At 69.9% G+C, this 22,174-nt stretch carries 19 protein-coding genes; 11 read left to right on the top strand and 8 right to left on the bottom strand.

Annotation, left to right across the window (positions count from 1 at the left end; all coding sequences use genetic code 11):
* Positions 1-57: 57 nt before the first annotated feature.
* The 9 genes from fabG to ACZ7OI_RS08235 all read left to right on the top strand — a co-directional run bounded on the left by fabG (position 58) and on the right by ACZ7OI_RS08235 (position 8,907).
* Positions 58-783 (top strand): 3-oxoacyl-ACP reductase FabG, encoded by a 726-nt coding sequence (gene fabG, locus ACZ7OI_RS08195; protein WP_470263470.1) that lies wholly within the window; start codon positions 58-60, stop codon positions 781-783.
* A complete protein-coding gene (locus ACZ7OI_RS08200) occupies positions 780-1,646 on the top strand; it encodes an HTD2 family dehydratase (RefSeq protein ID WP_470263471.1) in 867 nt (288 codons plus the stop codon). The genes fabG and ACZ7OI_RS08200 overlap by 4 nt, the downstream gene beginning before the upstream one ends.
* Entirely contained in the window at positions 1,639-2,853 is a 1,215-nt protein-coding gene (locus tag ACZ7OI_RS08205; RefSeq protein ID WP_470263472.1) for an acetyl-CoA C-acetyltransferase, read from the top strand. Before ACZ7OI_RS08200 ends, ACZ7OI_RS08205 begins: the two co-directional genes overlap by 8 nt.
* On the top strand, positions 2,850-3,305 hold the full coding sequence (locus ACZ7OI_RS08210) for a MaoC family dehydratase (RefSeq protein WP_470263473.1): 456 nt from the start codon (positions 2,850-2,852) through the stop codon (positions 3,303-3,305). Before ACZ7OI_RS08205 ends, ACZ7OI_RS08210 begins: the two co-directional genes overlap by 4 nt.
* Positions 3,302-4,990: a CoA-transferase gene (locus ACZ7OI_RS08215; RefSeq protein ID WP_470263474.1), complete on the top strand. Its 1,689-nt coding sequence runs from the start codon at positions 3,302-3,304 to the stop codon at positions 4,988-4,990. The genes ACZ7OI_RS08210 and ACZ7OI_RS08215 overlap by 4 nt, the downstream gene beginning before the upstream one ends.
* Positions 4,987-5,799 (top strand): enoyl-CoA hydratase/isomerase family protein, encoded by an 813-nt coding sequence (locus ACZ7OI_RS08220; protein ID WP_470263475.1) that lies wholly within the window; start codon positions 4,987-4,989, stop codon positions 5,797-5,799. The genes ACZ7OI_RS08215 and ACZ7OI_RS08220 overlap by 4 nt, the downstream gene beginning before the upstream one ends.
* The gene (locus tag ACZ7OI_RS08225) at positions 5,796-6,947 is read left to right on the top strand and encodes a CoA transferase (RefSeq protein ID WP_470263476.1); all 1,152 of its coding nucleotides are present in this window, start codon (positions 5,796-5,798) and stop codon (positions 6,945-6,947) included. Before ACZ7OI_RS08220 ends, ACZ7OI_RS08225 begins: the two co-directional genes overlap by 4 nt.
* A gap of 322 nt (positions 6,948-7,269) precedes the next feature.
* Positions 7,270-8,103 (top strand): thioesterase family protein, encoded by an 834-nt coding sequence (locus tag ACZ7OI_RS08230; RefSeq protein WP_470264298.1) that lies wholly within the window; start codon positions 7,270-7,272, stop codon positions 8,101-8,103.
* Positions 8,104-8,211: 108 nt separating this feature from the next.
* Positions 8,212-8,907 (top strand): GntR family transcriptional regulator, encoded by a 696-nt coding sequence (locus ACZ7OI_RS08235; RefSeq protein ID WP_470263477.1) that lies wholly within the window; start codon positions 8,212-8,214, stop codon positions 8,905-8,907.
* Between the two features lie 64 nt (positions 8,908-8,971).
* Here ACZ7OI_RS08235 and ACZ7OI_RS08240 read toward each other — a convergent pair whose 3' ends face one another.
* Together ACZ7OI_RS08240 and ACZ7OI_RS08245 are read right to left on the bottom strand one after the other, a co-directional pair.
* The gene (locus tag ACZ7OI_RS08240; RefSeq protein ID WP_470263478.1) at positions 8,972-9,847 is read right to left on the bottom strand and encodes an HpcH/HpaI aldolase/citrate lyase family protein; all 876 of its coding nucleotides are present in this window, start codon (positions 9,845-9,847) and stop codon (positions 8,972-8,974) included.
* Between the two features lie 38 nt (positions 9,848-9,885).
* Complete coding sequence (locus ACZ7OI_RS08245; RefSeq protein WP_470263479.1) at positions 9,886-11,055, bottom strand: CaiB/BaiF CoA transferase family protein; 1,170 nt, start codon at positions 11,053-11,055, stop codon at positions 9,886-9,888.
* A 160-nt stretch (positions 11,056-11,215) separates the two neighbouring features.
* Here ACZ7OI_RS08245 and ACZ7OI_RS08250 point away from each other — a divergent pair, with 160 nt between their 5' ends.
* Both ACZ7OI_RS08250 and ACZ7OI_RS08255 read left to right on the top strand, forming a co-directional pair.
* Positions 11,216-12,679 (top strand): aldehyde dehydrogenase, encoded by a 1,464-nt coding sequence (locus ACZ7OI_RS08250; protein WP_470263480.1) that lies wholly within the window; start codon positions 11,216-11,218, stop codon positions 12,677-12,679.
* A gap of 12 nt (positions 12,680-12,691) precedes the next feature.
* A complete protein-coding gene (locus ACZ7OI_RS08255) occupies positions 12,692-14,086 on the top strand; it encodes an MmgE/PrpD family protein (protein WP_470263481.1) in 1,395 nt (464 codons plus the stop codon).
* Positions 14,087-14,138: 52 nt separating this feature from the next.
* On the opposite strand, the gene ACZ7OI_RS08260 is transcribed toward ACZ7OI_RS08255, so the two are convergent.
* From ACZ7OI_RS08260 to ACZ7OI_RS08285, 6 genes are read right to left on the bottom strand one after another with little or no spacing between them, the layout of a single operon-like run.
* Positions 14,139-15,188, bottom strand: coding sequence for a zinc-dependent alcohol dehydrogenase family protein (locus tag ACZ7OI_RS08260; protein WP_470263482.1), 1,050 nt, complete (start codon positions 15,186-15,188; stop codon positions 14,139-14,141).
* Between the two features lie 16 nt (positions 15,189-15,204).
* Positions 15,205-16,692 (bottom strand): sugar ABC transporter ATP-binding protein, encoded by a 1,488-nt coding sequence (locus tag ACZ7OI_RS08265; protein WP_470263483.1) that lies wholly within the window; start codon positions 16,690-16,692, stop codon positions 15,205-15,207.
* Positions 16,689-17,747 carry a hypothetical protein gene (locus ACZ7OI_RS08270; protein WP_470263484.1) on the bottom strand — a complete coding sequence of 353 codons (1,059 nt, stop codon included), beginning with the start codon at positions 17,745-17,747 and terminating at the stop codon, positions 16,689-16,691. The genes ACZ7OI_RS08265 and ACZ7OI_RS08270 overlap by 4 nt, the downstream gene beginning before the upstream one ends.
* Positions 17,744-19,906: an ABC transporter permease gene (locus ACZ7OI_RS08275; RefSeq protein WP_470263485.1), complete on the bottom strand. Its 2,163-nt coding sequence runs from the start codon at positions 19,904-19,906 to the stop codon at positions 17,744-17,746. Before ACZ7OI_RS08275 ends, ACZ7OI_RS08270 begins: the two co-directional genes overlap by 4 nt.
* A gap of 10 nt (positions 19,907-19,916) precedes the next feature.
* Positions 19,917-20,993, bottom strand: coding sequence for a sugar ABC transporter substrate-binding protein (locus tag ACZ7OI_RS08280; RefSeq protein WP_470263486.1), 1,077 nt, complete (start codon positions 20,991-20,993; stop codon positions 19,917-19,919).
* Positions 20,994-21,029: 36 nt separating this feature from the next.
* Positions 21,030-22,013 carry an ABC transporter permease gene (locus tag ACZ7OI_RS08285; RefSeq protein ID WP_470263487.1) on the bottom strand — a complete coding sequence of 328 codons (984 nt, stop codon included), beginning with the start codon at positions 22,011-22,013 and terminating at the stop codon, positions 21,030-21,032.
* Between the last annotated feature and the right edge of the window lie 161 nt (positions 22,014-22,174).

Consider the following 22,174-nt stretch of genomic DNA (forward strand, 5'->3'; position numbering starts at 1 on the left):
CAGCGCAACGTCATCGCCGCGCAGCTCGTCGCCCGCAACAAGATCTGAGGGAACGCCATGACTCTGCTCACCGGCCGCACCGCTGTCGTCACCGGCGGCGCACAAGGCATCGGACTCGCCATCGCCCAGCTGTTCGTCGCCCAGGGCGCCCGGGTGGTGCTCGGCGACATCGACGGCGACGCGGCCGCGAAAGCCGCCGAGAGCTTGGACGGGGACGCTGTCGGCGTCGCCTGCGATGTCACCAAGGCGTCCGATGTGGACGATCTGCTGGCTGCGGCTCCGTCTCCGGTGGACGTGTTCGTCAACAACGCCGGAATCACCCGCGACGCGACCATGCGGACGATGACCGAGGACGAGTTCGACCAGGTCATTTCCGTGCACCTCAAGGGAACCTGGAACGGCACCCGCAAGGCCGCCGCGATCATGCGCGAGCGCAAGAGCGGCGCGATCGTGAACCTGTCGTCGCTCTCGGGCAAGGTCGGCATGGTCGGGCAGACGAACTACTCGGCCGCCAAGGCCGGGATCGTCGGGCTGACCAAGGCCGCGGCGAAGGAGATGGCGCACCACGGCGTCCGGGTGAACGCGATCCAGCCCGGACTGATCCGCACCGCGATGACCGAGGCCATGCCGCAGAAGGCGTGGGACCAGAAGATGGCCGAAATCCCGATGCGCCGGGCGGGCGAGGTCGGCGAAATCGCTTCGGTGGCCCTGTTCCTCGCGTCCGATCTGTCGTCGTACATGACCGGCACGGTGCTCGAGGTGACCGGCGGACGGTTCATGTGAGCGGCTGGGAACCGCACGCCGTCACGACCGCGGAACTGGTGGACCCGGCCCCGGTCGCGGCGCTGGCCGCGCTCTTCGACAACGGCCTCCCCGCGCCGCAGCCGGGCAACGACCTGCCGCCGCTGTGGCACTGGGTCGCGCTCCCCCGCTGGCCGGTCTCCTCCGGACTCGGGCCCGACGGGCACCCGGCGCGCGGCACGTTCCTGCCGCCGATCGACCTGCCGCGGCGGATGTTCGCCGGCGGAGAGGTGACTGTGCACCGGGCCCCGAAGATCGACGAGACGGTCACCCGAAGGTCCATTGTGGACTCTGTGACGGAGAAATCCGGCCGCTCCGGGAAGCTGGTGATCGTCGTGGTGCGGACCGTGCTGTCCGGTGTGGACGGTTCGCCGCTCGTTGAGGAACGGCAGGATCTCATCTACCGCGAGGCAGGCGCTGCCGCTTCCGAGGCAGCGCCGGTGGAGCCTGCGGAGCTGGTGGGAGCACCGTTCCGCCGCACCGACGACGGCTGGGACTTCGCCACCGACCCCACCCTGCTGATGCGCTTCTCCGCCGCCACCGCGAACCCGCACCGCATCCACTACGACTGGCCGTACGCGACCCGGGTCGAGGGCTATCCCGGCCTGGTCGTGCACGGGCCGTTGATGTCCCTCGCGCTGGCCGAAGTGCTGCGCCTGGACTCCCCCGCCGCGCGGGTCACCCGGCTGGCGCACCGCAATCTGGCGCCGTTGTTCTGCGGCCAGCCCGCGCAGCTGCGCACCGAACCGCGGCCCGGCGGCGCGACCCTGACCCTCGTCGGGGCTGCCGGACCGCGCACGAGCCTCGACGCCGACTATCACGAGGAAGGCACTCCCCATGCGTGACGCCGTCATCTGCGAACCTGTCCGCACCCCGATCGGCCGCTTCGGCGGTTCGCTCAAGAGCGTGCCCGCCGCCGACCTCGGCACCGTCGCGCTCAAGGGCCTGCTGGAACGCACCGGCCTGCCCGCCGACGCGATCGACGACGTGATCCTCGGCCACTGCTACCCCAGCGCCGAAGCCCCGGCGATCGGCCGCGTCGTCGCACTCGACGCCGGGCTGCCGGTCACTGTCCCCGGCATGCAGGTCGACCGCCGCTGCGGTTCCGGCCTGCAGTCGGTGCTGCTGGCCGCCCTGCAGGTGCAGGCGGGCGCGAGCGACCTGATCGTCGCGGGCGGCGCGGAAAGCATGTCCAACACCGTCTTCTACGCCAACGACCTGCGCTGGGGAGCCACCGGTGCGGGCGTCCACCTGCACGACTCGCTCACCCGAGGCCGTCAGACTCCGGGCGGCAAGCACTATCCGGTGCCCGGCGGGATGCTGGAGACGGCTGAGAACTTGCGGCGGCAGTACGGCATCACTCGTGAAGAGCAAGACCGGCTCGCCGCCACCTCGCACCAGCGGGCCGTCGCCGCGCAGCAGTCCGGAGTGTTCGCCGAGGAGATCATCCCGGTGCCGGTGGAAACGCGGAAGGGCACCGTCGTCGTGGACACCGACGAACACCCGCGTCCCGACACCACCGTCGAAACGCTCGCCAAGCTGCGCCCGGTGCTGGGCAAACAGGATCCGGATGCCACCGTCACCGCGGGCAACGCCAGCGGCCAGAACGACGCTGCAGCGGTCTGCATCGTGACCACGCGCGAACGCGCCGCCGAACTGGGCCTGCGCCCGCTCGTCCGGCTGGTCTCCCACGGCGTGGCCGGAGTCGAACCGAAGGTGATGGGCATCGGTCCCGTGCCCGCCTCCGCACTCGCGCTGGAACGCGCCGGGCTGAAGATCTCCGACATCGACCTCATCGAACTCAACGAGGCGTTCGCCGCGCAGACGCTGGCCTGCACCCGCGAATGGGGCTTCGGCGAGTCCGACTTCGACCGGCTCAACGTGCACGGCTCCGGAATCTCGCTGGGCCACCCGGTCGGCGCCACCGGCACCCGGATCCTCGCCACCCTGGCGCGGGAAATGCAGCGCCGCGAAGCCCGCTACGGGCTGGAAACCATGTGCATCGGCGGCGGACAGGGCCTCGCCGCGGTCTTCGAGCGGGTGTCGGAATGAGCCGGGTCTTCGCTTCGGCCGAAGAAGTCCGCACGGCGATCGGCGAGGAAATCGGGCCGACCGACTGGTTCGCCGTCGACCAGGCGCGGATCGACGCGTTCGCCGAGGCCACCGGCGACCGCCAGTGGATCCACACCGATCCCGAGCGGGCCGCGAACGGACCGTTCGGGTCGACGATCGCACACGGCTTCCTGACCCTGTCGCTGATCCCGTATTTCAGCGCGCAGCTGGTCCAGCTCGACTTCGGGTCCGCGCGGATCAACTACGGGCTGGGCAAGGTCCGCTTCCCGGCCCCGGTTCCGGTCGGCTCGCGGCTGCGCGCCCGCGCGACGTTCGCCGAGGTGAAAGACGGCGCCGCCGGGGTCACCGTCACCACGCGGTACACGGTGGAACTCGAAGGCGCGGCGAAACCGGCGTGTGTCGCCGAAACTTTGGTGGTCGTGGCCGGATGACCGAGTTCTGCCGTCTGGACGAAGCTGTTGCCCGCCATGTTCGCGAGGGTGACGCGCTGCACGTCATCCTGGGACACAGCCGCTGGAGCGCTCTGGTGCGCGAGATCGCGCGGCAGCACTGGCAGCGGCCGTCGCGGTTCACGCTGATCATGGCCAGCCTGTCCTCGCTCGGCGCGGTGCTGTTCCGCTCCGGGTGCCTGGAGAAGGTCGTGACTGTCTACTCGGGAGACTCGTTTCCCGTGTTCACGCCGAATCCGGTGTTCCAGAAGTCCTATGCGGACGGCACGGTCGAGGTCGAGAACTGGTCTTTCCTGAGCTACATCCAGGGTTTGCGCGCCGCCGCGACCGGGGTGCCCGCGGTGGTCACCGGCTCGGTGCGCGATTCGTCGATGGCCGAGAACCCCGGTTACGCGGAGGTCGACACGCCGTTCGGCCGGGTCGGCCTAGTCGCGCCGCTCACCCCGGACGTCGCGATCGTGCACGCCGCGGTCGCGGACCGGCAGGGCAATCTGGCCATCGCACCGCCGATGTTCGAGGGTTCGATCGGTGCGTTCGCCGCGCGGCGCGGAGTGCTGGCGACGGTGGAGAAAGTCGTGGACGACCTGCGGCCGTGGGCTCCGTTCGTCCGCATTCCGGCCCACCGCGTGCTGGCCGTGGTCGAGGCTCCGTTCGGCGCCCATCCCGGCGGGGTCTTCCCCGGCACCGAGGGCGCTCGGCTGCCCGTCGACGGTTACGCCGAGGACGTCGAATTCTGGATCGCCGCCCGGGAAGCCAGCCGTTCGGCGGACTTCGACGACTGGATCCGCGAATGGATCCTCCTCGACCACGACGCCTACCTGGCGAAACTCGGTCAATCGCGGCTGGATCAGCTGACCCGCGCGCTCGGGCAGCCGACCCCGCCCACCGGCCGCGGCGAACACACCGGGCCGGTGACCCGGCCGGAACGCGCGGCGACCTGGCTCGCCGCAGTCGTCCGGTCGCGGATCGCCGAAACCCGCGTGGACGGCGTACTGGCCGGCGCCGGGCTGGCGAATCTCGCCGCTTGGGTGGCGGTCGAACAGGCGAAGGCGGACGGGCACGAGGTCGCGCTGGCGGCCGAACTCGGGCTCTGGGACTACTCTCCGACGCCCGGCGACCCGTTCATCTTCAGCTTCGCCAACTTCCCGTCGTCCTCGATGCTGCTCGACACCGAGCAGGCGCTGGGGAATTTCGTCAACGGACCGGCCACGCGATCGATCGCCTGCGTCGGAGCGGCGGAGATCGACCGGCACGGCAACATCAACACCACCCGTGTCGTCGGCGGTCCGTATCTTGTCGGTTCGGGCGGCGGCAACGACGTCGTGACCGGAGCTGACGAAACCTACGTCGTCGGCACGATGAGCCCGCGGCGGTTCATCGAAAACTGCAGCTACGTCACCAGCCCCGGCGCGCGAGTCCGGGCAGTGGTCACCGACCTCGGCATCCTCACTCGGCGCGACGGAGAACTCGTGCTCACCGCCATCGCGCCCGGGCCCGAGCCGCTCGCCGAACGCGTCGCCCACGTCCGCTCCCGCTGCGGCTGGGACCTCGCCGTCGCGGACGACCTGAGCGACCTGCCCGAGGTGACCGCAGACGACGTCCAGGCACTCCGCAAATACGACCGCGAGGGCTTGTTCCTCGGCGATGGCAGGAAAGGAACGGCATGAGCCGCTACGCACGATTCGAAAACCTGCGAGTCGACGGACCCGACGAGGACGGTGTCCTCGAACTGGTCCTCGACGCCCCGAACCTCAACGCAGTCAGCGAAGCCGCGCACGCCGAACTCGCCGACATCTGGCGCGAGTTCGACCGCGACCCCGAGGTCAAAGCCGTCCTGTTGCGCGGCGAAGGCAAAGGTTTCTCCGCAGGCGGATCATTCGACCTCGTCGAAAAACTCGCCACCGACTTCGAAGCGCGCTCCCGCACCATGCGCGAAGCGCGTGACCTCGTCTACAACGTGATCGACTGCTCGAAGCCGATCGTCTCCGCGATCCACGGCCCCGCCGTCGGCGCGGGACTCGTCGCCGGCGTGCTCGCGGACGTCTCCGTCGTCACCGCCAACGCGAAAATCATCGACGGCCACACCCGCCTCGGCGTCGCCGCGGGCGACCACGCGGCGGTGTGCTGGCCCTTGCTGTGCGGCATGGCCAAAGCCAAGTACTACCTGATGACCTGCCGCCCGCTCAACGGTGCCGAAGCCGAACGGATCGGCCTGGTGTCGCTGTGCGTCGACGAGGAAGCCGACCTCCTGCCCACCGCCCGCGAGATCGCACACGAACTGGCGAACGGCGCGCCCACCGCGATCCGCTGGACCAAACAGAGCCTCAACCTCTGGTACCGACAGCTCGCGGGCGCGATCTTCGACGCCTCGCTGGCGCTGGAGTTCTACGGCTTCGGCGGCCCCGAAGTGCACGAAGGCCTAGCCTCGCACCGCGAACGCCGCAAGCCCGACTTCTCCCGGGTGCACGACGCATGAACCCCGCACTGCTGGCCGGACTCCGGGTCGTCGAACTGTCCGCCTACGTCGCGACCCCGCTGTGCGGACTCACCCTCGCTCAACTCGGCGCGGACGTCGTCCGGGTCGAACCGCTCGGCGGCGCTGCCGACCGCACCCGCTGGCCCTTGTCCGACTCCGGGACCAGCCTCTACTGGTCCGGCCTGAACAAGGGAAAGCGGGCGATCGCCGTCGACCTGGAGTCCGAAGTGGACCGCCGCCGGGTCGCCGACCTGATCGTCGACGGCGGGCCGTGCGTGGTCGTCACCAACACCGAACGACACGCCGACCTCGGCTACGAAGCGCTGCGCCAGCGGCGACCGGACCTCATCCACGTCCTGCTCACCGGCCGAGCCGATGGCGGCGCCGCGGTCGACTACACCGTCCAGGCCGCCACCGGCTTCCCGCTGCTCACCGGCACCGGATCCGAACCGGTCAACCACGTCGTGCCCGCGTGGGACGTCTGCGCCGGGCTGTACCTGGCCGTCGGGCTCCTCGCCGCGGAACGGCACCGGCAGGTCACCGGTGAGGGCCGGTCGATCCGGGTCGCGCTCGAGGACGTCGCGCTCGCCACCGCCGGGAACCTCGGCTACCTCGCCGAAGCACAGCTCACCGACCACACCCGCACCAAGTCCGGCAACGAAATCTACGGCACCTACGGCGACGACTTCGAGACCGCCGACGGCGTCCGGGTCATGATCGTCCTGCTCACCGAACGGCACTGGCAGAAGATGCTCGCCGCGACCGGCCTGTCCGACGCCTTCGCCGCGCTGAGCGAAACGCTCGGGATCTCGTTCGCCACCGAATCCGACCGGTACCAGCACCGGGACGTGATCACGCCGCTGCTGGCGCGGTGGTTCGGGCAGACGCCGTACGCGGAAGTGGCGGAAGCGCTGACCCGGCACCGAATCCTGTGGGAACGCTACCGAAGCTTCGCCGAACTCGGCCGCGACGGCGGCGCGGCTCTACGGGAACTGGCACTGTTCGGCGAAGTCGACCAGCCCGGCGCGGGACCCCATTGGGCGCCGAGCTCCCCTATCCAGGTCGACGGACACCGGCTCGCACCCCAGCCCGCGCCGGAAGTGGGACAGCACAACGACGAGGTACTGCCGACCTCCGCAAGCCGGTGAAGCGGCGGCTCGTCGACCCGTACGCAACCGGGCGGTCGAGCCACGCAGCAACAATTGGCGGACTCAGCCGGGCGGGCTGGCAGGCGCGCCAAGGCAGCCTCTCTGCCTTGCCAGCCACCCGACCGGCCCGTCCGCGCCAGCTGGTCGCCGCACCCGAGCGACGAGCCCTTCTCTCCACCGGACACCTGCCGTGCCGAACGAACTCTGCCGTGACTGCTTGCCCCCGCGGGCTCGTTCCCGGATGGAACTCCCCGATCCGGGAAGCGCCTCCGCCACAGTGCATCCCCTCTTCCATATATAATGTTATATTCGTGAAGTGACCATGGCCTTCTTCACCGCGGAACCCGGCCCGGACGGCGAGCTCCTGCACCCGCTCCCCGACGCACGCGCGAGCTGGGGCGGCGGTGCGCAGCTGCGCGGGATGGCGACGAGCGGAGCGCTCGCGCGAGCCGCCGAACGGATCGTCGCACCGGGACTTCTCCGCCCTGTCCGCTGGACTGTCGACCTGCTCCGCCCGGCCGGGTACGTCCCCGCTGCCGCCCGTGCGGAGGTCGTGCGGCGCGGGCGCAGGCTCTGCCTGGTCGAAGCGACGCTGTGGCAAGGGGACGTCCTCGTCGGAAAGGCTTCCGGGCTCTTCCTCGCCGGCGGGTCCCCTTCGGTCGGCACCGCGTGGGCTCCGGAACGCTGCCCCGCGCCGCCTCCGCCGGACGTGTTCCCCGCGACGGACGAACCCCGGGTGTTCCACAGCGACGGAGTCGGCTGGACCGGATCGCCCGATCCCCATCAGAACGCCGCGCGCAAAACCCTCTGGGTGTTCCCGCAGGAGATCGTACGCGGGGAGCGGCCCACCCCGTTCCAGCACGCGGCCACCGTGGCCGACCTGGTGAACCTCGTGACGAACTGGGGAGACGCCGGCCTCGAATTCATCAACGCCGACCTCACCCTCTCGCTCGGCCGTGCGCCCGCGGCCGACCTGCAACTGGGCCTCGCTGCCGGACAGCGCGTCGAGCACGACGGCGTCGCCGCCGCGACCGCGACGCTCTTCGACCGGGAAGGGCCGCTCGGCACCGTCAGCGGCAGCGCGCTGCTCGCCGCCGCGCCGGTGGATCCCCGGCGAGTCGGCGCGCCGGAGAGCCTGCCGCCCGTGCCACATTGACCCGCCCTTTGTATATGATGTTATTTCTTGGACAGCACGAGACGGTTTTCGACTGACGATTTCGGCAAGGACCCTCGAAATCGCTTCGAGGCAGCGGGAAGGTGGCACGTGGCTGACGAACTGGCCCGGCTGCGCAGCGGCGACCGCCGCCAGCAGCTGCCCGAGGAAGTAGCGACCTACGTCCGGGAACTGATCATGTCCGGCGAAGTCAAACCGGGCGAGTTCCTGCGCACCGAACCGATCGCCGAAGCGGTCGGGGTGAGCAACACCCCGGTCCGCGAGGGATTGCTCTCGTTGCGCAGCGAGGGTTTCGTCGAACTCGTGCCGCGTCGCGGGTTCGTCGTCGCCCCGGTGTCGCGCCAGGACGTGCGCGACCTGTTCTGGGCCCAGGCGCAGTTCTCCGCCGAGCTGGCCGCGCGCGCCGCCAAGAAGATCACGCCGGACCAGGTCGCCCGGCTCGAAGCGATCAACGAGGATTTCGAGAAGGCCGCGGGAGCAGGCGACCACGAAGCCATCACCCGGCTCGGCCACGAGTTCCACCGCCAGCTGAACCTGGCCGCCGACTCCCACCGGCTGACGCTGCTGCTCAGCTCCGTGGTCAAGCATCTGCCGAACCGCTTCTACGCCGCGATCGAAGGCCACGTCGACCACACCCTCGCCGACCACGCCGAACTCGTGCAGGCCCTGCGCGGCCGCCACGCCCGCAAAGCCCGGACGATCGCGGAGCGGCACATCCTCGACGGGGCCGACAACGTCGTCCGGATGCTCGAAGAGCGCGGTCTCTGGGCAGACGAGGCCGAATAGTCCGCACAAGACAAAGGCCAGGCCCCCGCGGGAGCCCGGCCTTTTGCCTCCCGGCGCGAAGCCGTCAGGCGTTCGCCGCGATCGCCTCGGCCTGCGCGACGATCCCCTCCGCGGTCTTCACGTGCGCGATGTCGACGTGCTGGCCTTCGAAGTCGACCGCCGCGCTGCCCGCGGCCTCGGCCGCGCGGAACGCCTCGATCAGCCGGCGCGAGTGGTCGACCGCCTCGGGCGTCGGCGTGAACACCTCGTTGGCGATCGCCACGTGCGAGGGGTGGATGCACACCATGCCGCGGTAGCCGAGCTGCTTGTTGTCCACGCAGAACTGACGGGCGCCGTCCAGATCGCGGATGTCCTGCCATACCCCGGCCACCGGGTGGTGCAGCCCGGCCGCGCGCGCGGCGAGCACGATCCGGCTGCGCAGGTAGAGCGTCTCCAGTCCGGCCGGGGTGAACTCGAAGCCCAGTTCACGGCCGACGTCGGCGCTCGGTCCGGTCGCGCCGAGCAGGCTGGACACCCGGGGCGTCGCGGCGGCGATCTCCTCGCAGTGCGCCATCGACGCCGCGGTCTCGTAGCTCACGATCAGCCCGACGCTCCCGGCCGGAAGACCTTCGCGCGCCTCGATGTGCGACACGACCGCGTCGATCCGCACCAGTTCCTCGGCGTCGAACACCTTCGGCAGGAACAGCCCGGCCAGTCCGGGCCGGATGACCGCTTCCAGGTCCGCACCCTGAAGGCCGCTTACCGACGCGTTCGGCCGCACCCAGATGTCCGGGCGAATGCCCTGGGCATGCAGGCGGTCGATCGTCTCCGCGACAACCGGGCGCGCCGCGTCCTTGCTCGCGGCGGGCACGGAGTCCTCGAGGTCGAGGATCAGCGCGTCGGCGCCGGACGCGAGACCCTTGTCGGCCCACGAAGCCTTGTGGCCGGGTACGAAAAGCATAGAACGGTACGGCTTCATCAGTGTTCTCCAGTTGTCGGTCAGGATTCGTACAGGACGCCGGTCGCGAACAGCTTTTCGACGTCTTCCGCCGCCAGCACCTCGCTGGCGACCGCACGGGAATCGGCGCCCACCTTCGGCGCGACGGGAGAGCGGTCCGGACGCTCGCCGCCGAACGTCCACGGCGGGCGGAGCAGCGCGAGGCCGTCCGGCTGGCGGTCGGCGATGTCCAAGTGCCGCACCTGCGGGTGGTCGAGGTAGCCGGTCATGGACAGCACCGGCGCGAACGGCACGTCGTGCTCGGTCAGCACGCGCTCCCAGTGCTCCTTGGGCTTGCGCGCGAACTCCGCCTCGACGATCGGGACCAGCTCGAAGTAGTTCGCCTCGCGCGGCCGGTATTCGGCGAACCGCGGGTCCTCCAGCAGGTCGGTGCGCTCCAGCGCGCGGCACAGCGACTGCCAGAACTTCTGCGACGACGACAGGTGCACCGCGAGGTACTCCCCCGTCGACGTAGGCACGCAGAAGTTCTGCGCCTGCGGATGCCTGCTCGTGCGGCTGGGGTCGCGGCCGAGTTCGAAGGCCTGGGTGATGCCGTCGGCGGTCAGGGTGCTGACCGCTTCCATGATCGAGGTTTCCATCCGCTGCGGCTGTCCGGTCTTCAGTCGGCCGACGAGCGCGGCGAGCACGCCGGCCGCCGTGGTCAGCCCGGTGACCAGGTCCGCGCTCAGCCCGCCCGCCAGCTGCGGCTGCCCGTCGTCGCTGAACAGCGAGTAGAGGCCGCCGAACGCGTGCCCGATCGTGTCGTAGGCGGGCCGGTCGGCCAGCGGCCCGGTGGAGCCGAACCCGGTCACCGAGCCGTAGACCAGGTCCGGGCGCAGCGCCCGGCAGTCCTCCGGGCCGAGGCCCATCGCGGCCAGTTTGCCGGGGCGGAGGTTCTCCAGGACGACGTCGAAGCGCGGCACCAGCGCCTTGACCAGTTCGACCCCCTCGGCGGTCTTGAGGTCGACCGACAGGCTGCGCTTGCCCGCGTTGTACTGCCGGAAGTACGGGCTGCCGTCGTTCATCCGCCGCCGGAAGTCCTCGCCGTGGACCGGCTTCTCCACCTTGACGACCTCCGCGCCGAGGCCGCACAGCATCGAGGTGCCGAACGGGAGCGAGATGTAGCCCCCGATCTCCAGGATCCGGATGCCGTCGAGTGGCTTGTGCTGCATGTCGCCCGCCTTCGCTCAGGGGTGGGTCTAGATAATATTTTATATTATCTAGCGGTACGCGCGTCAACCCGCGGGACCGGTCGCCCGAAAACCTGGTCTAGATATTTTATATTACGTATGCTTCCGGAAGACTCCCCGGACCGGCAAGGAGCGTGCCCCGATGCCCGCGCAACCCCCGCTGTGGCAAGGCCACTACGACAAGCTCTTCCTCGACGGCAAGTGGGCGGCACCCGCGTCCGGCCGGGTTTTCGACGTGGTCTCCCCCTCGACCGAGGAGGTTCTCGCCCAGGTCGCCGAGGGCACCGAAGCGGACATCGACACCGCCGTCTCCGCCGCGCGGCACGCGTTCGACCACGGTCCGTGGCCGCGGATGGCGCTCGACGAGCGCATCGCCGTGCTGCGCAAGCTCAGCGCCGCGCTCGCCGAGCACGAAACCGACATCGCGCATCTGGTCAGCGCCGAGATGGGCTGCCCGATCACGCTGTCGACGAAGATGCAGGCGATCGGCCCGCGGCTCCTCCTCGACGCGTTCCTCGACCTCGCGCCGGACTACCCGTGGCAGGACACCCGCCGCTCGGCGACCGGGCACGCGCTCGTCACGCGGGAGCCGGTCGGCGTGGTCGCCGCGATCGTGCCGTGGAACGCGCCGCTGCTGATCACGATGATCAAGCTGGCCCCCGCGTTGCTGGCCGGGTGCACCGTGGTGCTCAAACCGTCGCCGGAGACGCCGCTGGACGCGTACCTCCTCGGTCACCTGCTGGAACGGATCGGGCTCCCCGGCGGGGTGGTCAACATCGTTCCGGCGGGGCGGGAGGTCAGCGAATACCTGGTCCGGCACCGCGGCGTGGACAAGGTGTCGTTCACCGGCTCCACGGCGGCCGGCCGCCGGATCGGCGCACTGTGCGGGCAGGACCTGCGCCGGTGCACCCTCGAACTCGGCGGGAAGTCCGCGGCGGTGCTGCTCGGCGACGCCGACCTCGACGCCGCGATCGCCGCCGTCCGCGCCGTGTCGCTGCGCAACACCGGCCAGGTCTGCAGCAACAAGACCCGCATCGTCGTCGCCCGCTCGCGCCGGGACGAACTCCACGACCGGCTGGTGGACCTCGTCGCGTCGATGCCGGTCGGCGACCCGTTCGACCCGGCGACCGAGATCGGCCCGCTCGCCAGCGCGGCCCAGCGCACCCGTGTCGAGCGCTATCTGGCCGACGGCAAGGCGTCCGGCGCGTCGCTGCTGATCGGCGGCGGACGGCCGGAAGGGCTCGATCGCGGCTGGTACGTCTCCCCCGCTGTCTTCGCCGACGTCGACCCGGACGCGAAGATCGCCCAGGAGGAGATTTTCGGCCCGGTCCTGACCGTCCACACCTTCGACACCGAGGACGAAGCGGTCGCCATCGCCAACAACTCCGACTACGGACTCAACGGGTCGGTGTTCTCCGCCGATCCCGAGCACGCGCTGGCCGTCGCCCGGCGGATCCGCACCGGAACCGTCGAGGTCAACGGCAACCCGGTCGGCTTCACCGCGCCGATCGGCGGGTTCAAAAACAGCGGCATCGGCCGCGAAGCCGGTCCGGAGGGCTTCGACGCCTACGTCGAACTCAAGTCCTACGGCCTGCCCCTCTCCTGAAAGGCACCCACAGTGAGCACCTTCTCCCCGGTCGAAGAAGCCGCCGCCCGGCTCGTGACCGACCTGACCTTCGAGGCGATCCCGGCCGAAGCACTCGCCGGGACCCGCAGGCTGCTGCAGGACCAGCTCGCCCTGCAGGTCGGCAGCGCGGCCCTGCCGTGGAGCCAGGCCGTGCTCGACGTGACCCGGGCGTCCCACGCGCCGGGGACCGCGCACGTCGTCGCGAGCGGCGACGCGATGAGCGCGGCCGACGCGGCGTTCGTCAACGCGACGTTCGGGCACGGCTTCGAGTACGACGACGCGCATCGCGCCAGCTCCGCGCATCCGGGCAGCTGCGTGGTCTCGGCGGCGCTGGCCGTCGGCGAAGAGCTCGGCGCGGACCTGCGCGACGTGCTCACCGCCGTCGTCGCGGGCTACGAGGTCTACACGCGGATCGGCACGCTCGCCAACCCGGACCTCCTGATCCGCGGGTTCCACCCGCACGGGCTCCTGTCCGCCTTCGGGGCCGCCGCGGTGGTCGCCAAGCTGCGCGGCTTCGACGTGGAGACCGCCGGGCACGCGCTGTCGATCGCGCTCAGCCACGCCTCCGGCACCACCGAATACACCTCCGGCGGAGGATCCATCAAGCGCGTGCACTCCGGCATCGGCACCCGGAACGGCATCCGCGCGGCAGAACTGGCGGCCGCCGGGATCACCGGTCCAACGACGTTCCTCACCGGCGGCAAAGGATTCTTCCGTGCTTTCGCCGGGCTGGACGTCGGCGACGAGGCGGCGGTCCATTTCGGACTCGACCGCACCTTCGAAATCTCCCGCATCTGGCTCAAGCCCTACTGCTGCTGCGGCATCAACCACGCGTACGTCGACGGGGCCCGGCAGCTGACCGGGAATCCGGACCAGGTCGAGTCCGTCCTGTTGGGCATCCAGACCGGCGGCGACGTCATCATCGGCAACCAGAACCGCCACGCGTACGCCCCGACGATCATCGAGCACCTGCAGTACAGCCTGCCCTTCCAGTTCGCGCTCTCGATGCTCGGCCGCGGCAACGGGTTCTCGACGCATCAGGCATACCTGGCCGGGCAGCTGGATCTGAGCGAGGACAGCGACGTCGCCGCGCTGGCCCGCAAGGTGAAGATCGAGGTGCGACCCGACCTGGACGAGCAGTACGCCGGACGCTGGGTCGCGGACCTGACCGTGTCCTATCAGGACGGCGCCGCCGAGCACGTGTTCGTGGACAATCCCGTCGGCACCGCGGAAAACCCGATGTCGCAGGCGGATCTGGACGCGAAGTTCCACGACGTGCTCTCCTCGGCACTGCCCGAGGACCGGCGGACCGAACTTCTGCACGCGATCAAGGACGGCGACCTCGACCAGCCCGTCGCCGAATTCGCCAAGCTGCTGCGGGTCTGAACAGACGAAAGCGCCGACGGGTCTTCAAGAACCCGTCGGCGCTTTCTTAGTTTCAGAACTCGATGACCGCCTTGCCGCCGGTCTGCTTGTCGAACGCGGCGTAAGCCTCGACCACGTCGTCGAGCCGCCAGCGGTCGGTGAAGACCCGGTCCGCCTCGACGCCGTGCCGGGCGATGAACCGCGCGCAGTCCGCCTGGCCGACGGGCGAGAACGTGTACGAGCCCATGACCGTGAGCTGCTTGCGGATCAAGTCCGGGCTGACGTCGAGCGTCACCGTCGAACCTTCGCCGACAAACGCCACCGCGCCCCACTTCGCCGCCGACTTCACTGCCGCGGCCCGTGCGGGCGGCGCGCCGGAGCAGTCGAGCGCCTTGGTCACGCCCTTGCCGCCGGTCAACTCCCGGATCGCTTCGACCGGATCAGCGGCGGTGGAGTCGATCGCGTGCGCCGCACCGAACTCCTTCGCCCGCGCCACCCGTTCCGCGGCGATGTCGACGGCGATGACCTCCGCGCCCATCGCGGCGGCGAGCTGCACGGCGGCCTGACCGACCGGGCCTTGGCCGAAGACCGCCAGCGTGTCGCGTGCGTTCACCTCCAGCCGGGTCAGCGCGCCGTACGCGGTGCCGGTGCCGCACGAGATCGCGGCCCCGGCGGCGAAACTGAGCTCGTCGGGCAGCGGCACGAGCGTTCGCGCGGGCACCTTCAGGTAGTCCGCATGCCCGCCGTGTGCGGTGGCGCCGTAGATGACGTTGCCGCGTTCGCACATCTGCGGCCAACCGGTGCGGCACAGGTCGCAGAACCCGCAGCCGTCGTAGTGGTGGACCATCATCCGGTCCCCCACCCGCACCGCGCGCGGGTCGACCGCCGAGCCGATCGCCGCTACGACGCCGCAGGGCTCGTGTCCGCCGATGAACCCGGCGCCGTCGCCGGCCATGCCGAACGCGGCCAGAGCCTGTCCGGCGGGAGCCCGGTAGAAGTGCAGGTCGCTGCCGCACATGCCGGACGCCCTCATCTCCAGCACCACTTCGTCCGGGCCGGGTTCGGGATCGGCGAAGGTCTGGATCTCGAGGACCCGGTCGCCTTGGAAAATTGCTCCGCGCATGAGAATTCCGTCCTTGTCAGTGCACCGCGGCGAACATGAGGCTTTCCTCGTCGGCTTCCTCCGGGGAGAACTCCGCGGCGATGCTGCCGGCGCGCGCCACGAGCACGCGGTCGGACAGCGCCTGGATCTCCGGCAGGTACGAGGAGATGACCACGACCGCGACCCCGTCGTCGGCGAGCGCCCGGATCATCGCGTGGATTTCGGGGATCGTGCCGAGGTCCACGCCGCGGGTCGGCTCGTCGATGATCGCGACGAGCGGTTTCCGGGTAAGTCCCTTGGCCAGCACGATCTTCTGCTGGTTCCCGCCGCTCAGCTCCTCGACGGTCGCCTTCGTCGGCTGCAGCGTGCGGACCTGGAACTGTTCGACAAACCGCTTCGCGACCGATTTGCGCGCACCGGGCCGGAAGAGGAACGGCAGCCGCCGCGCACCGCACAGGTGCCCGAGGTAGATGTTGTCGGCGATCGTCAGATGGCTGAAGAAGCCAGAGGCCTTCCGGTCCTCGGTGATGTAGACGATCCCCGCTTTGCGTGCCTGCCGGGGCGTGCGGAACCGCACCGGCTCGCCGTTCAGCCGCACCCGGCCGCCGCGCAGCCGCCGTCGTTTCAGGATCCCGCTGACGATCATCGCGGTCTCGCTGCGTCCCGCGCCGACGAGACCGTAGATGCCGACGATTTCCCCGGCGTAGGCGGAAAACGCCATGTTCCGCACCACCGGCAGCAGCGTCACGTCCTCGACCTGCAACCTCGGCGTCGGCTCGGGCGCGCGGTTCGGCTCCACCCGCCCCATCTCGACCGTGCGGCCGACCATCATCTTCACCACGCGGTCCCGGCTGAACTCCGGCCTCTCCAGCGTTCCCTGGACCACGCCGTCGCGCAGGACGGTGATCCGGTCGGCTTGTTCGAAGGCCTCGTCCAGCATGTGCGTGATGAAGATGACGCCGATCCCGCGCTTGCGCAGCTGCTGCATGGACAGGAACAGCTGAAGCCGTTCCTCCGGCGTCACCGACGACGTCGGCTCGTCCAGGATCACCAGCTTCGCGTTGCGGTGCACCGCGCGGGCGATCTCCACCATCTGCTTCTGCCCGACGCCGAGCGCGCCGGCCGGAACGTCCGGGCGGATGTGGAAGTTGTGCGATTCCAGCAGCTCCCGCGCGACCACGTTCAGGTGGCCGAGGTTGTTGAACACCTTCTCGTCGCCCATGAACAGGTTCTGCGCGACGGTCATCGACTCGACCAGCGAGCCCTCCTGGTAGACCATCGCCACGCCGGCCTCGACCGATTCGCGCGGCGTCGTGAACGCGCGCGGCGTCCCGTCTACCTCCAAGGTGCCCGAATCGTGCGCGACGGCCCCGGAGACGATCTTGACCATGGTGGACTTGCCCGCGCCGTTCTCGCCGAGCAGGGCGTGGATTTCTCCCGGCCGCACGTCGAAGTCCACGCCGTCGAGCGCGTATGTCCCACTGTAGCGCTTGCTGATGTTCGTCAGCCGTAACACCGTGCTCATGCGTCCTCCAGCCGCAGCAGGTTCCGGGCGCCGCGCGCGGCGGCGACTGCTTGTCCGTTGTGGACGGTCACGCCGGTGACCCCGTGCCGCGGGCTGTCTACCCGGGCATGCGCGCTCTCGGCCACGCGGCCGGTGGAGTCCATCCGGAACACCAGACCGCACGACCGCGCCGGGGCCCAGCTCTTGACCACGCCGAGCACGCGCAACTGCCCCATTTGCATCGTGTCGGTGAACGGGTCGCCCGCGCGCAGCCGCGGCACGAACCATTCCTCCGGGCTGATCGTCTCCGTCATCTCGGCCAGCAGCGCGGGTTCGTCCAGCAGCAATTCGGTGACCCGGTTGCGGATGTAAGGCGCGGCGAACCACCAGCCGTCCCCGGCGACGTGCACTCGCCCCGGGTAGACGGGAAGGTTCGCGCTCAGCACCCGCCCGCTCTTGCCCAGGGCAGACCGTGCTTCCACTCGGTGGTCCAAGCTCAGCGACAGCAGCACTTCGTCTCCGGTGACGCCGACGCCCGACGGCCACGCAAGGCGCTCCGCGACCACCTCCGCCCGCGCACCGTCGACCCGCACGAGCAACCCGGACCGGTCCCCAGTGACGAGTGCCCGGGGCCACTCCGCGACCTTCGTCGAACCGACAGTAGCCAGCAGCGCGGCCCCGTCCGTCGCGAGCGCCGTCACGCAGCCGGTGACCGGCGCGTCGGTGCACAAGTCCTCGGTCTCGCCGGATTGCGACACCGCGACCAGGCCACGCCCTTCGACTGCCGCGATGATCTGTTCGTCGCGCACGGTCAGCGCAGTTACCGGACTGCCGAACGAAGCCAGCCGCGTCACCTCGTCCGCACGCACTGTGCAGACGTCGTTGCCGCTGCTGAACACCAGCCCCGCGGCGGTCACTACCACGTCGTCCGGCTCGTACGCGTCCGCGGGCAGCAGCTCCGCCGCGGCGTCCAGCCGGAGGTTCGGCCGCAGCCCGGTGTCCATCGGGGGCACCGTCCGGGCGCGGCCCCGGTTCGGGTTGATCCATTCCTTCACGGTGTCCAGTACCGGGCTCATCGCACCGCCTCCGCCGCCTCGCGCACGGCGGTCCCGGGGACGGCGGCCGGGTCGATGTCGCCGATCTCGCTCGGGTCCAGTTCGAGCCTGCCGATCCGGTTGTTGCTGACGCCGCACAGGTACAGGTGCCCGTCGCGTTCCTTGACCGCGGTCACCATCGGGTAGTTCTCCATCGTCTCGTCCCACAGCACGGCGAGGATCTCGCCGCGGTCGCTGAACTTGATCGCGCAGGAGGTGTTGAGCTGCGGCACCACCCAGTTGTCGACCGCCGCCTCGCGGGTCATCCGCCGCCGCACCGCCGGGTAGCGGCCGAGCAGGTCGGACATCTGGGTCCGCATGGCGCACAACGGCATCCAGTAGTTGCCGTCGGAGGACCGGTTGATGTTGTCCGGATAGCCGGGCAGGTTTTCCAGCACCGGTTCCAGCTGTCCCTTCTTCGGCCCGGCGATCCAGAGCCGGTCGACGCGGCACAGCCCGGTGCTGGCGATCAGGATCGACTCGCCGTCGTGCGCGGTGCAGATGCCGTTCGGGAACACGTAGTTCGACACCACGACTTCGGTCTTGCCCTCCGGCGTCACCCGGATCACCCGGCCGTTCGGGCGGAATTCCACCAGCTCCAGCAGGAAGTCGGCGGTGTTGGTGCGGGTCGAGAAGTCCGAGGCGTAGATCGAGCCGTCCGGCGCGATGTCGAGGTCGTCGATCGCCCGCAGTCCCGAGTCGTCGATCAGCGACAGCGGGCTGCGCTTGACCTTGTTCGCGACCAGTTCGGGTTCGCCGTCGGCGCCGATCCGGTAGATGCCCATGCCGCCGACTGCGACGACCAGCCGTCCTTGCGCGTCCCACGCGTGACCGCACGGGAATCCGCCGGTGCGCGAGAAGATCTCGCCCTCGGAGTCGTCCAGGCCGCGGAACCGCCACACCCAGCCGCGCTGGTCGCCGCAGTAGACGTTGCCCTCGGCGTCCACAGCGCAGTCCTCCGCGCCGCGGATCTTGCCGAGCCCGACCGGAGGCGCGTCGGTCAGCCGGCGGTTGAGCGACCAGACCGTGCCCGGCTTCGTGACGTCGATCAGCGGACCGAGCCGCAACCGCGCCGGGTCGATCTTCAGCTTCTCCACCGCACGCTGCCGGTACTTGCCCCATTTGAGGTCCAGCACGGTGAACACGAGCAGCACCGCGGCGAGGATGACGGTGTAGTACGAGCCCTGCGCTCCGTCCGAAACGGTCGCCTGCTCGATGATCGTCACCACCGCGACACCGACGGCCGCGCGGAGCACCGAACCGCGCCCGCCCTTGATGCTGACGCCGCCGAGCACCACCGCGGTCAGCGCGATGATCTCCCAGCTGTTGCCGACGTTCGGATCGGTCCGGGCCAGCCGCGCCGACGTGAGGATCGCGGCTGTTCCCGCGAGCGCACCGGACAGCACGTAGGTCCAGAACGTGACGGCGGTGACTGGGATCCCGTTGCGCCGCGCGGATCGCCGGTCCGAACCGGTCGCGGTGACCCACCAGCCCCAGCGAGAACGCGTCAGCGCCAGGTGGACGACGATCAGCACCACCGCGAAGAGGAACCACGCGGTCGGGATGCCCAGCACCCGGCCCTCGCTGAGGAAGTCCCACGCGAGAGACGGTTTCGTGACGCCGATCTGCGTGCTGTTCGCGTTCTGCAGCACCGAAGCCGCGCCGCCGAAGGCGATCAGCGTGACCAGGGTGGTGATGAACGGGCGCATCCGCAGGATCGCGATGAGGAACCCGTTGATCGCCCCGAGCACCGCACCGGCGGCGATCGCGGCCGGGACGACCAGCGCGGTCGGCCACAGCCACACCCGGTCGGCGACCATCGCGCCCAGTCCGCAGAACCCGACGACCGAGCCGACCGAGAGGTCGATGCCGCCGCCGACCAGCACGACGGTCAGGCCGACCGCGAGCAGGCCGTACTCGGACACCTCGTCCAGCACGAGCGGTGCGTTGGCCGCCCCGACGTTGGTCGTGGCGAGCACGTAAACGCACAGCGCGAGCGCCAGGACCAGCGGCACCGCGCCTTCCATCCACCGTTTCTCGAACAGCTCCGAGACGGTGCGGTAACGGGCGATTCTTTCCGTGGGCCGGCCGCCGGTCATGCCGAACGCGTCCAGCCCGCGCCGCAGCGGAGACGTAGTCATCGGGCCCCGCTCACTTGCTCTGGTAGCACGCGATGGTGGTCTGGTCGATGTTCGCCTTGTCGACCACCGTGCTCGACACGTATCCGACCGAATGCGCGGCGCCCGGCTTCGCCCCGTTGGTGAGCAGGTTCTGCACCGCCACCGCACCGGCGGCACCGATGCCCTGGACGTCATAGGCGGCCGAAGCGGTCACCGTGCCTTGCTTGAGGGCGTTGCACCAGTCCGCGTCCGCGTCGAGCGTGTAGACGCCGACCGAACCAGGGGCGACCTGGCCACGGCCTTCCGCCGCCTTGACGGTTTGCCCGACGGTGATCGAGTTCAGGTCGAAGGTGACCATGAAGCCGCATACCTTGCCCTGTTGCTGCTGCAGCACCGATTCCGCGGCGGCCTGCGCCTGGGCGTTCTGGAACTGCGAATGCGCGACAAGCGTCTTGTAGCCCTCCTTCTCCACGACGTCCTTGATGCCCTGGTCCCACAGGATCGAGGCCGGGTCGTTGCCGGGGCCGTCGATGACGGAGATGGTCTTGGGGGCGTTGCGGGAGTTGCAGTCCGAGACCGCGCGCTTGGCGACCGACTGCGCCGCGCCGTAGACGTCGACGCCGACGAACGCGTCGCCGAGCCGGGTGGAAGGCATGTTGAGCACCACGGTGTAGATGCCCGCCTTCTGCGCCCGGTCGATCGCGTTGTCGAGCAGGCCGAGGTCCTGGTTCTGCAGCACGAGCACGTCGGCGGCCTTGCGCGCGATGAGGTCGTTGATCGTGCTGATCATCCGGTCGCTGCTGAAGTTCGAGTCGTAGACCTTGAACTCGGCCCCGAGGTTGTCGAACGTGCGCTGCATGGTGGTGCCCCAGTTCTCGGTGAGCTTGTAGCCCTTGTAGAGAATCGGGACGAAGGCGATCCGCTTGCCCTTCATCGCGTCGTGCGACTTCTGCCGCATCGGCATCAGCTGCTCGTTCGCGCCGAACACCGCGTTCGTCGCGGCGGCCGCCGAATCCGACGACCCGCCGCCGACCGAACAGGCGGACAGGCCCGCCGCGCCCAGCGCCGCCGACGCGGCGAGCACGAACAGCTTCCTGGTGATCTTCATGTGCTTCCTACTTCCGTTCCCCGGCGTCGTTGCCGGTCACAGTTCGCCGGATTTCTCGGTTTCCTCGTTGCGCGGATGCAGCCACGCGTCGAACGCGATCGCGGCGGCCAGCACCGCGCCGCGGATCAGGTCCTGCACGGCCGTGCTCAGCCCGTGCAGCACCAGCAGGTTGTTGAGCACGCCCACGAACAGCGCCCCGGCGAGGACGCCCAGGATCGTGCCGCGCCCGCCGGACAGCGAGACGCCGCCGATGACCACCACGGTCAACGCGGTGAACAGGATCGGGTCGAAGGACGTCACCGTCGTCTGCACGCTGCCCTGGATCGACACCGTCACGAAACCGGCCAGCGCGGCGAGCAGCGCGGACAGCACATAGGTGAGGATCTGCAGGGGCCGCACCGGAGCGCCGGTCGACCGGGCGGTCTCGAAGTTGTCGCCCATCGCGCGGATCAACCGGCCGGGCGAGGTGAAGGCGACGAACAGCCAGGCGAGCAGGAACGCACCCGCCGCGATCAGCACCGGACGCGGCACGCCGAGCACGGACCCGCCGCCGAGGTGCGACAGGAGCGACCCGGCCGGCACGCCGTAGACGTTCTGGCTGAGGAACAGGATGTCGATCCCGCCGATCGCCAGCATGCCGGTCGCCAGGGTCACGAACAGGGCAGGCACCTCGAAGACGGCGACGAGGACGCCGTTGACGAGCCCGATCGCCAGCGCGAGTGCGGTCATCAGCGCGATCGCCTGCCATTCCGGCATGCCTTCGCTGATGAACGCGAGCGTCGCCTGCGCGCAGCCGAGCCCGATCCCCGCCACCGAAAGGTCCAGCCCCTTGCCGAGGATGACGATCGCCTCTCCGATCGCGAGGATGCCGAACGCGGCGGACAGGTTGAGGATGCTGCCGAAATTGCCTGCGGTGAGGAAATTCGTCGTCGTGGCTCCCGCGGCGAGGGCGAGCAGCACGGTGATGACGAGTACCAGGTAGGTCTGGTCGAAGCCGCCGAGGCGTGCCCGGAGCGGCACGCGTGGCTTCGTTGCCACTGATGCGGTAGTCATGGGATTCCCGGTTCGATGGGTGGGACTGCGCGGGCCAGTGTGTCGGCCGTCACCCCGGCTCCGCATCTGTCGCCGGTCGTATTCCGCTACCCCGTTCGGCCGATCGCCCGGCTGGCCTCGGTGCCGGT

The sequence above is a fragment of the Amycolatopsis sp. NPDC114503 genome, assembly GCF_055633655.1.

Bases quoted from the DNA above. Each gene is read 5' to 3' on its own strand.
- fabG (WP_470263470.1), top strand. From the start codon at position 58: ATGACTCTGCTCACCGGCCGCACCGCTGTCGTCACCGGCGGCGCACAA.
- ACZ7OI_RS08210 (WP_470263473.1), top strand. From the start codon at position 2,850: ATGAGCCGGGTCTTCGCTTCGGCCGAAGAAGTCCGCACGGCGATCGGC.
- ACZ7OI_RS08205 (WP_470263472.1), top strand. From the start codon at position 1,639: ATGCGTGACGCCGTCATCTGCGAACCTGTCCGCACCCCGATCGGCCGC.
- ACZ7OI_RS08220 (WP_470263475.1), top strand. From the start codon at position 4,987: ATGAGCCGCTACGCACGATTCGAAAACCTGCGAGTCGACGGACCCGAC.
- ACZ7OI_RS08265 (WP_470263483.1), bottom strand. From the start codon at position 16,692: ATGAGCACGGTGTTACGGCTGACGAACATCAGCAAGCGCTACAGTGGG.
- ACZ7OI_RS08260 (WP_470263482.1), bottom strand. From the start codon at position 15,188: ATGCGCGGAGCAATTTTCCAAGGCGACCGGGTCCTCGAGATCCAGACC.
- ACZ7OI_RS08215 (WP_470263474.1), top strand. From the start codon at position 3,302: ATGACCGAGTTCTGCCGTCTGGACGAAGCTGTTGCCCGCCATGTTCGC.
- ACZ7OI_RS08250 (WP_470263480.1), top strand. From the start codon at position 11,216: ATGCCCGCGCAACCCCCGCTGTGGCAAGGCCACTACGACAAGCTCTTC.
- ACZ7OI_RS08245 (WP_470263479.1), bottom strand. From the start codon at position 11,055: ATGCAGCACAAGCCACTCGACGGCATCCGGATCCTGGAGATCGGGGGC.
- ACZ7OI_RS08230 (WP_470264298.1), top strand. From the start codon at position 7,270: ATGGCCTTCTTCACCGCGGAACCCGGCCCGGACGGCGAGCTCCTGCAC.
- ACZ7OI_RS08240 (WP_470263478.1), bottom strand. From the start codon at position 9,847: ATGCTTTTCGTACCCGGCCACAAGGCTTCGTGGGCCGACAAGGGTCTC.
- ACZ7OI_RS08280 (WP_470263486.1), bottom strand. From the start codon at position 20,993: ATGAAGATCACCAGGAAGCTGTTCGTGCTCGCCGCGTCGGCGGCGCTG.
- ACZ7OI_RS08225 (WP_470263476.1), top strand. From the start codon at position 5,796: ATGAACCCCGCACTGCTGGCCGGACTCCGGGTCGTCGAACTGTCCGCC.
- ACZ7OI_RS08270 (WP_470263484.1), bottom strand. From the start codon at position 17,747: ATGAGCCCGGTACTGGACACCGTGAAGGAATGGATCAACCCGAACCGG.
- ACZ7OI_RS08275 (WP_470263485.1), bottom strand. From the start codon at position 19,906: ATGACTACGTCTCCGCTGCGGCGCGGGCTGGACGCGTTCGGCATGACC.